This window comes from Kutzneria kofuensis (assembly GCF_014203355.1).
Taxonomy (GTDB): Bacteria; Actinomycetota; Actinomycetes; order Mycobacteriales; family Pseudonocardiaceae; genus Kutzneria; species Kutzneria kofuensis.
Window position 1 is genome coordinate 3336465 of the sequence record NZ_JACHIR010000001.1, and the last position, 12734, is coordinate 3349198.

Consider the following 12734-nt stretch of genomic DNA (forward strand, 5'->3'; position numbering starts at 1 on the left):
AACAGCTTCACGGGACACTAGCGACAGTTGCTGCAGATGCCATCCTGAAGATCATTCTTTGGAGATTGCGCGAAGCATTCTTTGCAGGTTCCGGTCAATGACTGTCGTCGCTGGCAGTCGCATCGCCCGCATCGTGGGCAGAACGGCTTCCCGCAGTCGGGGCAGGGAAACCCTGTTGTGGCGCCGGTGAAGCCGCATCGGCAGGTGAAGGTGGTCCTCGGGCGGTCGGTTCTCTGGTGTTCCGGGCCGGTTAGGTGGAGCTTGTCGACGTTCCAGAGATCTAGCTCGGCGAGAACAGCGTACGTGCGCTTCGGAGATGCTGCGGCATTCAAGTAGAAGGTGTTCCGAGTACCCCACGGAGTGGACCAGAATGACTTTCGGACCAGTTGCTGGCCGGGTTGCAGGCGGACCAAAGGGTGGTCGCTGGGGACGCCTTGCCCAGAACTGGGGTAGACCGCGGGGCGGTCGACCAACCGCGCGTGAACGACCTTTTGGGTGGCACGGTCCGTGATGACGACCGCGCCTGTGCAGGTGAGACGACGGGCCAGGGCGATGGCGCATACGATTTGACTGGCCTCGGTCGTCTTGAACAGCTCGAGCAGGTGCTGCCCGGTGATCGGCCCTTTGCCGACGATCGTGTTCAGGACTTCGTCTGGCACGAGGAGCATGGCGGCGATTTCGTCGCAGAGTTTCTCGAGTTCGATGGCCGGTTCGTCCTGGTCGGCGACCCAGTTCACGGCTTCCTCGTCCTGAAGCACCAGTATGTGCCCGTACTCGTGCAGGAGGGTGAAGTTCTCGCGGCGTGAGTCCGTGGGCGAGTACAGCACGGTGTTGTGCTCGCTGAACGACATTCCGTCGCACATCCCGTTCGCGCCACGGCGAGAAGTCAACTGCTCAACTGCGCGAACGGTGAGACCGGTCCCGGTCATCGCTTCGAAAGGTGCTCGGCGAAGTGCCTCTCGAAGCGGTGGAGGGAGTGCCCGCACCAGCCTGGTGGCCTGGCTTCTCCTTGTCATGATCTGTCCAAAAATCCGGGGATCGACCGAAACTGGCGGAGGACGCCGAGCAATGCCTCGACCGAGCCGCCGGTGCGGTTCCGATGGGCGGCGTCGGCCAATGTGGACGAAGCGCGCTGGCGGAGCACCGCGGGCTGAACGCCGGCCTCGGCTGCCCAGTCCGAGAGAAAAGCTTGGATCCTCTGGTCGTCGAAGAGGTCGTCCATGCCACCGGTCGGCTGCACCGCGGTGAGAAGCGCATCGTCTCCGACAGAGAGCTCTTCGGCGATCGCCGTGATGAGCGCGGGGGCCAGGGCAGGACGGCCGAGCTCCCACTTAAACGCTTCCTGCATGGTCACCTCCCACCCGCGAGCGTTGAGGCGGGTGACGAGCTGACGGAGGTCCAGCCGTGACCGTTTGCGCGCGGCCGCGAGTTTGCGGCCATCGACGAGTACCCCCGGATCGGGCACGAGGCCGAGCATCAGGGCGACGGGGTCGTCGTGCCTGACGGGTTCGCGAGTTGGAGGCCCGGATCGGTCCTGCTCTTCCGCGGCCAGTTCGGCGGCGACGTTCACGGCGTCGAGCCAGGGATCCATCGCGTCGTGCATGTCCGGAGCTTGGCCGTCGTCGGTGCGTTGCCTGGAACCGTCATCAGGGTTGCCGGTCACGCGGACGATTCACCTCCTCCTTGAGCCTCTTAAGTGCTTCCTTATGCAGCTGGCTTACTCGTTGGCCGGTCAGGTTCAGCTCTTCGCCGATTTCCTTATTGGTCCGGTGGTGGGCGTGCTTAGCGATGACGATCGCACGGGAGCGCTCGTCGAGTGCGTCCAGCGCAGTCTTGGCGCGGTCTGCGCGCTCTGCCTGTTCGAGGTACTCGTCTTGCTGGAGGACGGAGTCGCCGGTCGGATCGTGCGGTACGTCGCGGTGAATCCGCGGATCACCGTCGTCGACCTCCTCATGCTGCCGCGCCAGTGCCAGGGTCTTGCAGGCGTTGCCGACCGCAACGTGCAAGTAGGCCTCCCAGTTGGACGGCCGGGGCATCCGGCCCTCCTTGCGGTAGTTCACCAGCCGCTCGAAAACGATGCTGAGCGCCGTGCCGGCCTCGCTCCGCAACCTGAAGGGAAGCTTTCCCTCCGCGTAAGTTTTCAGGGTTCCGTGGTAGCGCGCGTAGAGCGCGCCGGGGTCGGCCACCGGGCCGTCGGTCGACCCCGGCGCCTCACCCGCTTCCTGACCAGCGCTCACAGCAGCAGTATGCGCCGAATGCCCGCGCGCCAGCTCATGACGCACCGTGCGCGACCTCGACCGGCACCGAGGCGTCGCCGTACAGCTGCTGGTACCACCAGAGCCGCGTCCCCGAGCGGCACAAGCACCGGCCCGTGCGGTCGGCCGGCACTCGGCGGACCAACCCGGGCGGCAGTCCACTGAGGTCGACATCCACCCGGCCGGTCAACACCGGTAGACCGTGAATCTGTTTCACAACTTCCGCCGCTGCCAGCACTCCGGCGAACCAGGACACCTGCGGCGCGGCCACGGCAACCACCTCCTCACCGCCGGCCGAGGAGCCCATACGGACCTCGGCTTCGGCGTACGCCTGACGGACCAGGTCGTTGATCGTCCGGCCGACGAGCGCGTCGCGCCGATGTGCGGGCAGTTTGCCCGCCGCGATGGCCTGGTCGACGTCCGCGGCGGTCAGCTGGGCTCCGTCCTGGAGCAGCGCGAGTACCCGCTGGACGGACAGACCGGTGGTCTCGGCGTAGACGCCCGCTTGGGTGGCCGGGGGCTGGGCGCTGACGAAGCCGCAGAACGGACACGCGAACCCGTCGCCGAACCCTTCCCGCTGGGCGTGCAGGGAGAGGCCGGACACGCCGAGGGACAACGTCGACCGGGCCAGCACGTCGGTTACCTCCAACCGGCCCGTAAGGGTGTCGACCGACGACAACACCAGCCCGTCGAAGCCCGGGTTTTCCCGGTTGACGACCCAGTCGGCGACGCTCTTGGCGACCGGACGTGCGCTCAACCCGAGCTCAGTGAGTTTGGAGGCCATGTAGTCCGCCTTCGGCCCCGTCTCGATCCCGAGGAGCGCCGGATAGCGAAAAGGGTTTCGCGTCCTGTCGAAGATGTCGGAGTCGATTACCGTGATCTCCTCGAGAGCGCCCGCGCTCGACGTCCCGGTGAGCTGTGGCGCGAACACCGTCGCGAGCAGGGCGAGGCTGCTCGTGCCCACCGAGCCGACTCCCGCGACGGCCAGCTCCAGGCGATCCCGGGTCGGTGGGAGCACAGGTATCTCCGACGCTGCGGTCAATTCGTAGTCGATCAAGTTGGTCACGTACGACGCGTCCACGGCAACGCCCGAGAACCCGAGGGGGCCGAGCACGCGGATTAGGAGCTGGCTCACCGCCAGGCACGCCGCCGCGTGCACGCCGAGCGCGTGGGTCGTTACGACGCCCCAGGGCTGCGGAATCCGGCCGAGACGGACGGTGTAGTCGTCGCCACCCACGCCGAGGTCGCCGGCCTCCACCTGGATCCCGAAGGTCACCACGAGGGTCCGCTGCGGTGCGCGCGCAGGATGAGGACGTACGTAGGCCAGCGCGGTCAGCAGGGCGGTGCTGTCGCTGGCGCCCCACCAGTTGGGTGCCAAGGCGACCGGATGCTCGAAGGCGACGTCACCGAACAGGCGTGCCGCCATGCCGGTGAACGCCGCCAGCGCGGTGGCGGCCCCGCCGGTCACGTTCGCCTCGGCGCGGATCACCACCCGCACGTCGTCCAGGGCGCGCAGGAGCTCGGCCGCGGCCGATTCGTCGGCGGTGCCGAGGAGCCTCAGGCGCGGATCAGTCATCGGGCTTCCGCCTCCGGGTCCACACGGAGGCGAAGATCCCGTTCGCTGCCCGGGGGCAGGGAACGCCACCGATCGCCTTCGCGGCGCAGAACCGCACACGTGTCGAGGCCGAGGCGCAACCCGAGCCCGAAGAACGGAACGACGATGGAAAGTGCGCCCTCGTGGGTCAAGACGGGGTTCGCGTCGTCGGCGGGTGAGTGGAATGCCTCTGCCGGGTGGGAGTGGATCCGGGCGACGTAGAGCTCTTCGGGTTCGAGGGCCAAGGCCAGTTCGATCTGCCCGGCCCGGGTGACCTCCACGGAGACGCCGCCGCCGGTGCCCCGCCACGGCCGCTGCTGCGGAACGACGAGCGCCGCGCCGTTCGGGCCGCTTTTGATCATGGCGGTGCCCTCGTGACCGCGGGCCCCGCGATCTTCGAAGAACATCCGCGCGTCGGCCAGCAGTTGCGTCGGCAGAACCAGGGGGCTCATAGCCCCACCTTGGTCAGGAGGCGGTCCAGGAGGCTGTCCGCCCGGAGTGCGTATCGCACCGCGTCCCACCTTTCTCCGTAGTGGCTCTCGTGGGCGTAGTAGGCCCGGGTGCCGCTGACGCAGACCCAGGGCACGCCGAGGCTGCTGTGGATGCCGTGGGCGAACCCAGGGATCCACTGGTCGAGCGGAAGCACGTCGCCCGCGTCGTCGACGAGGGCGACGTCGAACGGCTCCGCGTCATATTGAGAGCCGTCCAACCGCAACGTCCACATGCCGCCGACGGGCGGCCGCAGCGTCATCAACAAGCTGGAACCCTCACGGCGGAGGTCTCCTGCGCGAGGGCCCAGCCGTGCCCGCGCCTGCTCGACCTCGATGTCGAGCAGGTCGGCCAGCACCCGCGGGTGCAAGGCCATCAGCCGTCGACCTGCGGCTTGCGGTTGATCAGCACGAGCACGTCGTCCTCACGCACGCCCGCGTGCCGGAGGGTCGATGTGGGGTCGAGCTCGCCTTCGCCGCCGCGGGGCAGGGTCAGGGCATACTCGCCGTCGACGAGCTCGCCCTTGTTGATGAAGTACTTCACCGCCTTGCGGGTCAGATCCGCGACCTTGTCGTCCGGCTTGACCGTCTCCCGTACCTGGTGGCCCGCCAGCGTCCGGACGGTCACGTGAAACGGGTGGCCGCCGCCGTGGCCAGCCTGCTCGTCGTTCGGTCCCTGCGGGACATTGGTGGTCGGCATCGTTCTCCTCCTCGGTTTCGTTGCCGTGTACCGAGTAGACGATCGAGCTCACCAGAATGAAAATGTCCAGGTCAACGACGCTGTGCTGTCTAGGTTGGAGAGTGCTGAGTGAGCGATGGCCGCCGCAGGCAACTGCTCGACTCGTCCGGCTAGCGGACTGAGCCCGGCACAACTGCTGGCCCGCATGCACGAGCCGTGGGTAGTGTCACGCGCTGGAACGCCGCACGGGCGATGCCAGCCCGCCGACTGCGACGTCGGTGACCTGCCAGCGCTCGTGCCCGTTGATGGTGTTCGCTGCAAGGGCTGCCGTCGGCGTTCTCGGTGGGCTGGTCGGCTTCGCCGCGCACTCAACCTCAGCGTTGGGCAAGGCACCCTACAATATGACATTCCAACGGTATATAACGAAACCGACTCAATCCGGCATCGCATGTCCAAAATACGTCGGTGGAGGTTAGGGGACCTTACTCGAACATAAAAGACCAGGTCAGGGCCCTGGAAGAGCTACGCGAGAAGCTTCCCAGCCTCGATATCCCCGAGCCGACCTTGATCAAGCGCGACCGACCTCGCCGGGCCCGGCAACTCCGTGCCGATCAAGTCGAGCAGTTGATCGCTGACTACCGGTCCGGCGCGACGGTGTACGAACTCGGTGACCGGTTCGGCATCGAGCGGCGGACGGTCAGCAACATCCTCCACCGGCACGGCGTGCCGATGCGCCGCCGCGGCCTCTCCCCCGAGCAGGTCGACGACGCCATCCACCTCTACAACCTCGGCTGGTCACTGGCGCGAGTCGGCGACCACCTGGGCGTCAACCACACGACAGTGCTGAACAAGCTCCGTGAACGTGGCATCCCCACGCGAGACTCCCACGGGCGTCCGCGAGTCGAAGCCGGTGGTGCTCGATGACCAGGCGTTCAACTGTGTCGACGCGTTCAGGTTCGGACGGGGCTTCTGTGATTCAGGCTGTCACCGTGATCATGGGCGTCGTCGTTGGCCTCACTTTTCTGTTCGGCTTCGGCAACGTCCTCAATCTCGCGCTCCGGCTCGGCGTGCCCGCCTGGGTCGCGCCGCTGGTGGCTCCAGCGGTTGACCTTTCGATCCTCGGTCTTCTGCTCGGCACGCGGCACTTGGCTCTCACCGGTGCGTCCCCGGAGGTCCTACGGCCGGCTCGCCGGCTGCTGATCTTCGCAAGCGTGGTCACGCTCGCGCTGAACGTGGCGGAGCCTCTCGTTGCGGGCGAGTTCGGTAAGGCAGCGTTCGATGCGGTAGGGCCACTTCTTCTGATCGGATGGTCGGAAGTCGGCCCCGGCCTGTTGCAAGCGATCGGCGCCACGAGTCGTACACCGGTCGCACGCGACATCGAGCAGCCGGAGCCAACTGTCGATACGAACTCGGATGACGGTGTGCCGGAGGCTCAGGTCCAACTTGACGACGATGTCCCGCAACAAGGTGGCGAGCAGGCAGTCGTCAAGCGCACGCCGGAGGCACTTTTGGCTCAGGCGCGGCGAGAAGACGCGGCCCACCGTGCCACTCATCAGAAGCCGATCTCGGCGGACACCCTCCGTGTACGGCTCGGGATTGGCGCGACTCGGGCGCGACGGCTCGTCAAGGCCATCCGAGAGGAGTACCAGGTTCAACGCGATCAGATTGAAGTGGATGCAACGAGTGAGGAGCAGCGTGCCTCAGCGAGTCTGGCGGCGTGAGGAGGGCAGCGAGCGCGTCGGGTTGCCCGCCGCCCCGCCTCAGTCGCCTGGACAAACCATCGGCCGAGGCGACGAGGGCCAGGGGAAGGAGATGGTCATCGTCGCAGCGGAGGGCGGCGAGTAGGGCATCGGCATCTGAGGCCGCTGGGGAGCGAACGGCGGTGCACGGGCCTCCCGACGAACCGATCACGACATTTCGGACACAGCTGGGGCCAACCAGATCCAGCGCGGTACGCCCACGGTCGGCGGACGGTGTGGTGGGCACAACCAGGGACGGTAGCCACGAACGCCGTGACACGAACGGGCGATACCACCCGGAACAGTCAATTCGGACAGCGGCTAGTCCTGCTGGCCATGGTCACAAGAAGGGTGATCGACGAACACGCCGGCCCCGTGCGAGCAGGCGCATCTGGATCGCGGACGGGAGCTTGTCAGCCAGGGTGCCGGCCCATCGAGGCCACCGCCGTGCAGCGGCGTAGTCCTGCCAGCTCACGCGTATCGCGGCTCGGGCATGGTCGGCGGCAGGGACCGCGGCACTGTGGGTGGTGTCGGGTAGGTAGCGTCCCCTGACCGGGCAGTGCTGCACTTCGGCGGCGCGCAGGGCGCAGAGGCGGTGCTGGCCATTGGTCAGCATCTGGTCGCGGTCGTCCCATTCGATCGGATCGATCAGCAAGGTCTGCAGCCACTGCTTGTCTTCGGCCGAGAGCAGGACGTAGTCCGGGTGCCGCTGTGGCTGAGGGTCCTGCCCGTTGGCGGTGTCAAGGATTTCGGTAAGGATGCGGACCAAGCGCGGCCAATCGGGCTGATGGTACGAGCAGGAAGACATCGTCTCGCGGCCTTCCGCCGACAGGAAAGCTGCGGCGTGGGCGGTCTGCTCGTCGGCCACGACTGCCTTGTAGGTGTCGGCGATGCGGCCCATCCGGCAGTTGGACTGGCCATGTGGCCAGGGCAAAGCCGATAACGGCACGGTGCGCAGCCCGTACCGGGACTCCAGCGCCAGCCGGCGCTGAAAGGGGTCGCTGAACCGGCTCGGATACCAGCCGGCCTCGTCGGCCTGCGGTCGGCACGCCGCGTCGATCGCCTCGGCGGCCTGTCGCTCGGCGTCGGTGGGCGCGTGGCTGTCGATGAACACCATCGACGGCTGGCCCGACCACCGGTTGCGGGCCTCCCAGGCGGCTCGCTCCGGATTGGGCACTGCCTGGACCTCGACCGTGTCCTCGCCGCGCAGCATCAACACGCCGGGCAGCCCGTACACGCTGGCCACGACAACGGTGCCACCCCAGACCAAATCGACGAACAGCTGCTGCGTCAACTCGGGATTGAGTAAGCGCAGGTGCTCTACTCGGGCGAAGCCCTCGTCGACATCCTGGTCACACTCAGGCCAGCGATCGCGATGGATCCGCAGATAGTCCCCCACGAGCAAAGCCGCGGCGGACTTGGTGAACCCGGTCGCCCGATACGGCGCACGGGGCGGCCAGTCTGCGTCCGCCCAGGTGACCTGTCCGGTCCACGGTATGGGTTCACGGCGCCACCGGTAGGGCTCGTGGCCCGCGGCCACGGCGCCCCGCAGGAGGACCTTCCCGGCGGGCGGCCACCACGGGTGCGCTTCATCGTGGCGAACACGGCCGGGATTGGCGTGATCGAGAACGTGCACGTCACCACCGCGCAGCACCAGCGGACCAGGAGTGCCGTGACACCACACCACCGGCACCGGGCCAAAGTCGACGGACTCGCGCGTGAAGATCTCCCGCGCAAGGTCTTCGGCGAGATGCTCAATCCGTTCAATACGGGCGAAGCCCTCGTCCGCGCCCCGGCCCGACACCGCCGGACGATCAGTAGTGACACGAAGGTAGTCGCCGATCAGCAAGTTGAACGAGTTTTGCGGCCCCTTCGGCACCACTGCAGCCCTCTCCCTTCAGCCACCCACACTGGCCGACACAAGCCTCGTTCCGCCGAGTGAAGCGGCAGCCAGCTCTCACCTGTTTACCGTGGGACGGACGTTCGGGCTCGGTGCGACACGAGGCTGTGGAGCTGCAATGTCAGGCGGAGTAGCGCTCGGCTAGCCGGTCGAAGAACGCGGCAAGCCGCTTCTCCGTGGCCGGGCCCTCGGCGAGCTCGGCGCCGCCGAAGCGGTAGACCTCATAGCCGCGAAGCCGCAAGTCGCGGTCCTCGGTGACCATCTCGGCGTACCGCTGTGGGTCGGCGCGCCCGGACTCGTCGGCGTAGTGCTGCCGGCCGTCGCACTCGATCACGATGCGGATTCGCTGTGGCAGGAGCAGTAGGAAGTCCATGCGCTGGCGGGGCAAGGGCGCATCACCGAGAACGTGATGTGCTCGGGTGTACGGGTCGTAGTGGAGGTACACCTGCGGGAGCAGGGCCGGGATGTCATCGCCAAGCCGGACGTAGCGCTCAGCGTATGTGCGCAGGATCCGCCGTTCCGCGTCATTGCCTCCCAGTGAGCGGTCGAGCCGCCGGTACAAGCCACGCGAGACTTCGCGCGCAGGTGCCGCCGTCAGTCCTTCGCGCTCGGCCCACCAGCTGGTCAGGTCGGCCCAGGTGAGGCCGTGCGCCGCCAGCGGCCGGTCGTAGATGAGGCAGAACTGTTCGTTCTTGACCACCTGGACGTCGTTGTTGAGTGCATCGGTGAACACGATCTCCGGTTTGGGGCCGTCCGCGGCGAAGATCAGGTTCTTCATGGAGCCGGGCACACCGGTGCCGATCCTGCGGCCGGCGAAGACGGGCGCACCGCTGATGGCGTCGACCTGGACGATCTCGTAGCCGTCGTGAACCAGTGTCTGGTTGAGGAAGTTGTGCAGCTGCTCGACTTCGGTGAGGTTCGTCCGGACCGTTGGGTGGAGCATCTCCGCCAGGAAGCGCAGGAGCGCGTCATCGTTGTCGGCCAAGCCGAACCGCTCGTCGTTGAAGATCCAGTCGTCGGGCCAGTCCAGGTTGGCCATGCAGTGCTGGATGATGTCCTCGCGCGCTGTGGGGAACTGCGTGGACCTGGAATCTGTGGTGGGCAGCGTGTCGAGGTCGTAGAGGCGCACGAGGAACTCGACTTCGTTGAGCACGCCGAACCAGGCCGTGGTGGCGAGACCCTCGATGAGGCGCCGCCGGGTGACATCGGTGATGCGGCTCGCCGGTGCGATGGGTGCCTCCTGGGAGTCGGCTGCAGGCGGTGAAGAGGTCGTCAATCAGGCTGGCGGCGGCTCACCGGCGGTGCAGCGAAGTCGCTGTTCGTTCTGGGCAATCGCCTTTCTCGCTTCATCGGTCGACATACCCCAGAGCCGTGCCAGGTGATCAAGTGTTCCGAGGACATCGGAAGGAACGGCTGGGCGACTCCCGGAGCGGGCAAAGGGGCCATCGGTTTCTAGTAGTACCCGTTGCGGCGGAAGCCGTTGGAGCAGCGGAACAGCTTTCTTCGACCGGATCATGGCCGGGTTGATCGAGAACCAGAGTCCTGCGGCAAGTGCGTCGTCTACGGCCGACAGCGGCCCGGTGTACCAGTGCAGGATTGCCGGCACGTGCGCTTGCGCAAGTCGGGTGATGGTCTCCGGCTCGGCGCCCCGGCTGTGGACGGTGACGGGGCGGGTTCGTAGCTGGGGGTCGGCCAGGATTGCCTCGAATACGCGGATTTGCTGCTTGCGCGTTGCCGCTCCGGTTCGAGAGAAGTCGAGCCCGATCTCGCCGATCCACTTCGCCTGTGGCAAGAGCCGGAGAAATCGAGCGAGATCGTTTGGGGATGCACCCCCTGCGCGAAGTGGGTGGAAGCCCAGCGCGACGTCGACACCATTGCGTCGGCCCAGGCGGGTACGCAGGAGGCGGTACTTGCCGGGGTCTTCGGTCACGGCGATCACGTGAACTCCGGCGGCGTGGGCGCTATCCAGGATCTCGATCGGGTTATCGTAGGCATCGATGTGACAGTGGGTGTCGGTTAGCGCTGGCGTAGTCACGATCGCGGTTCCATCAGTTCGGTCAAGGCCCCGCGGGCCCCGTTGGCAAGCCAGGTGCGAAGCTCGGCGAGTCCGCGTCGCCAGACTCCGGTGAACGCTGCGCGTTCGCCTTGTGGGAGCGGGCCGTTTCGTAGGACGTCGCGATCTGGTCGATCCGCAAACGCACCGGCTATCACGGCCCGCAGGTCTGCTCCGCGGCGGCTGCGGCGGTTGAGGAGGATCGTGATGTCGTGCTCGTCGAACACGTCGTAGGCGTACTCGTCATGGTCCCATCCGACGTGTGCCAGGGAGGCGCGGCGGATCAGACAGGGAAAGCAGTATCCACAGTTGCCTTGCTTGCGGCCGACATACCGCGCAGTTTCGGGGTGCGAGCAGGAGACGCTGAGCGGCGCCAGCCGGCGCAGCAGTTCGGTGTTCCGGGATTCGGCGAGGATCTCGCCCTTGGTGCGCAGCCGGTACGGGTTGAGTATCGGGTTCGGCACGCCGATCGCGGTGGCGGCGGCGCCGAGCTCATTCATGAAGTGTGGGTGGGTGGTGCGGGTGCTCGCACTGCCGACGCGGGATCGGGTGAGGGGCACGTTGATGCCGATGAAGCCGTTCTCCGGCACGTACACCGGCGTCTCGGTTCCTTCGGCCGCGGCGATGGCCAGAGCGGCGGTCAGGAAGAGGAGTGACCGAGATCGAGTGGTGTTCTCGCGTGGCTTGGGCAGCGCGCGTGCCTGATGGCTATTCGCGGGAGCAGGGCGCAGGTAGAGACGCCGGGAAATGATGCGCTCGGCGCCGTACTGCTCGTTGAGTTCGTCGAGGAGGAGTTGTTGTGCGGTGGATGCCTGTCCGCCTTCATGGTGGGACAGCAGGCACAGCCGCCGATGGGGATCTTCTTCGAGAAGATCGATGACGCCGCACAGCGAGTCGAGGCCGCCGGAGAACAGGCACACCCCGTCCACGTCGAGCCCGATCGACCGGTCAGCAGTGGGAACGCCGGCCACATGAGCGAGCGGGTGGCGATCGAACTTGTAGGGGCTGATCTGCCAGTGGTCGCCGGTCAGGAACCGCAGGGCCGCGTCAAAGCCGGCACTTTGCCAGGCGGCATCGTCTTCGACGGGAAGCCGGAGGTTGAGCTCCCTCGTCCAGGAGTCCAGTGTGGCGCGTCGCCGGGTGGTCTTGTCGGCGCAGTACACGGCTGCTCCGAGCAAGAGCAGGTCGGCAGCTGGGCGGGGCGGTCGCCAGCCGGCGAAGAACTCGGGGCCGGTGTCGCCGGTTTGGATGGTGGCCGCGGTCCGCGCTGGGGCCCAGTCGAGGAGGCGGACGTCGTCGGGTTCGGTCACCGAGGTGGTGAGATCGGTGCGCACCAGGTAGGTGGTCACTGTGCGTCTCCGTCCAGTCCTTGCAAAGCTTCGTACGTTATGCGGACGGTGTCCTCGGCGATCTGGCGTCCCTCGGGGCCGGCCCAGTCGACCGTGTAGGGGTCGTCGGGGATGCGGAGCGAGACGAGGACCTGGATGATCTGGCGCATTTCCTCGTCGGCTTGGCGCACCGCGTGCGGGTCGGTGATGCGGCTGAGGCGTTCCGCGATGACCGGAACCCGGTTGTAGACGTACTGGGCGAGGAATGTTTCGAGCAGGGTGGGCAGGTTCTCCCGCGAGACGGCCGTCTCGGCGGTGTCGGTCAACTCGGTCCAGGTATCGGCGTCGCCGAAGACCTCGTCCAGCACGTCGCACGCGGCGTCACGGGCGGCTTGGGAGTCCAGGTCATCGCCGTCTCCCGCGATGAAGGTGATCAGTTCATCCAGGACGTCGAACCTGGTCCGGCCAACGAGAGTAGCCAGTCCCAGCGAGGTCAGCGTGTTTTCAAGCCCGGTTCCGCCGACTCCAGCGAGCAAGGCGCCGAGACGTTGGACGCCGCTGCGTCCGGCACGGGCGCCGGCTGCGGCACCGCCGGCTCCACCCAGCACAGGGACGTGACGAGCGAGCACTCTCTGGGCGTATGTGCGGGTGCTCGGCGATCCGGAGGTCAGCCCGCGCACGTAGGACGCGGTCGCGTG

General features: G+C 66.9%; 14 protein-coding genes. 2 read left to right on the plus strand and 12 right to left on the minus strand.

Annotated elements, in window-relative coordinates; genetic code table 11:
• Nucleotides 1–17: 17 nt before the first annotated feature.
• From BJ998_RS15150 to BJ998_RS15180, 7 genes are all read right to left on the minus strand, one after another.
• Nucleotides 18–929: an ImmA/IrrE family metallo-endopeptidase gene (locus tag BJ998_RS15150; protein ID WP_184862260.1), complete on the minus strand. Its 912-nt coding sequence runs from the start codon at nucleotides 927–929 to the stop codon at nucleotides 18–20.
• Nucleotides 930–1012: 83 nt separating this feature from the next.
• Nucleotides 1013–1663 (minus strand): hypothetical protein, encoded by a 651-nt coding sequence (locus BJ998_RS15155; RefSeq protein ID WP_184862263.1) that lies wholly within the window; start codon nucleotides 1661–1663, stop codon nucleotides 1013–1015.
• Complete coding sequence (locus tag BJ998_RS15160; protein ID WP_184862265.1) at nucleotides 1647–2237, minus strand: sigma-70 family RNA polymerase sigma factor; 591 nt, start codon at nucleotides 2235–2237, stop codon at nucleotides 1647–1649. Before BJ998_RS15160 ends, BJ998_RS15155 begins: the two co-directional genes overlap by 17 nt.
• A 34-nt stretch (nucleotides 2238–2271) precedes the next feature.
• Nucleotides 2272–3753 carry a hypothetical protein gene (locus BJ998_RS49175; RefSeq protein ID WP_184862267.1) on the minus strand — a complete coding sequence of 494 codons (1482 nt, stop codon included), beginning with the start codon at nucleotides 3751–3753 and terminating at the stop codon, nucleotides 2272–2274.
• A 74-nt stretch (nucleotides 3754–3827) separates the two neighbouring features.
• A complete protein-coding gene (locus tag BJ998_RS15170) occupies nucleotides 3828–4301 on the minus strand; it encodes a hypothetical protein (RefSeq protein WP_184862269.1) in 474 nt (157 codons plus the stop codon).
• Nucleotides 4298–4714: a hypothetical protein gene (locus tag BJ998_RS15175; protein ID WP_184862270.1), complete on the minus strand. Its 417-nt coding sequence runs from the start codon at nucleotides 4712–4714 to the stop codon at nucleotides 4298–4300. Before BJ998_RS15175 ends, BJ998_RS15170 begins: the two co-directional genes overlap by 4 nt.
• Nucleotides 4714–5037, minus strand: a complete 324-nt coding sequence (locus BJ998_RS15180) for a hypothetical protein (protein WP_184862271.1) — start codon at nucleotides 5035–5037, stop codon at nucleotides 4714–4716. The genes BJ998_RS15175 and BJ998_RS15180 overlap by 1 nt, the downstream gene beginning before the upstream one ends.
• 603 nt (nucleotides 5038–5640) lie before the next feature.
• Here BJ998_RS15180 and BJ998_RS15185 point away from each other — a divergent pair.
• Nucleotides 5641–5940 carry a hypothetical protein gene (locus tag BJ998_RS15185; RefSeq protein WP_246488593.1) on the plus strand — a complete coding sequence of 100 codons (300 nt, stop codon included), beginning with the start codon at nucleotides 5641–5643 and terminating at the stop codon, nucleotides 5938–5940.
• On the plus strand, nucleotides 5937–6737 hold the full coding sequence (locus BJ998_RS15190) for an MATE family efflux transporter (RefSeq protein WP_184862273.1): 801 nt from the start codon (nucleotides 5937–5939) through the stop codon (nucleotides 6735–6737). The genes BJ998_RS15185 and BJ998_RS15190 overlap by 4 nt, the downstream gene beginning before the upstream one ends.
• A gap of 358 nt (nucleotides 6738–7095) precedes the next feature.
• Here the strand turns inward: BJ998_RS15190 and BJ998_RS15195 are convergent, their stop codons facing one another.
• From BJ998_RS15195 to BJ998_RS15215, 5 genes are all read right to left on the minus strand, one after another.
• Entirely contained in the window at nucleotides 7096–8637 is a 1542-nt protein-coding gene (locus BJ998_RS15195; protein ID WP_184862274.1) for a hypothetical protein, read from the minus strand.
• 139 nt (nucleotides 8638–8776) lie between these two features.
• Nucleotides 8777–9931 carry an AbiJ-related protein gene (locus BJ998_RS15200; protein WP_184862275.1) on the minus strand — a complete coding sequence of 385 codons (1155 nt, stop codon included), beginning with the start codon at nucleotides 9929–9931 and terminating at the stop codon, nucleotides 8777–8779.
• Nucleotides 9932–10690, minus strand: coding sequence for a TatD family hydrolase (locus BJ998_RS15205; protein WP_184862276.1), 759 nt, complete (start codon nucleotides 10688–10690; stop codon nucleotides 9932–9934). It lies immediately after the preceding gene.
• Complete coding sequence (gene qatC / locus BJ998_RS15210; protein WP_184862278.1) at nucleotides 10687–12057, minus strand: Qat anti-phage system QueC-like protein QatC; 1371 nt, start codon at nucleotides 12055–12057, stop codon at nucleotides 10687–10689. The genes BJ998_RS15205 and qatC overlap by 4 nt, the downstream gene beginning before the upstream one ends.
• On the minus strand, nucleotides 12054–12665 hold the full coding sequence (locus BJ998_RS15215) for a Qat anti-phage system associated protein QatB (protein WP_221338024.1): 612 nt from the start codon (nucleotides 12663–12665) through the stop codon (nucleotides 12054–12056). Before BJ998_RS15215 ends, qatC begins: the two co-directional genes overlap by 4 nt.
• Between the last annotated feature and the right edge of the window lie 69 nt (nucleotides 12666–12734).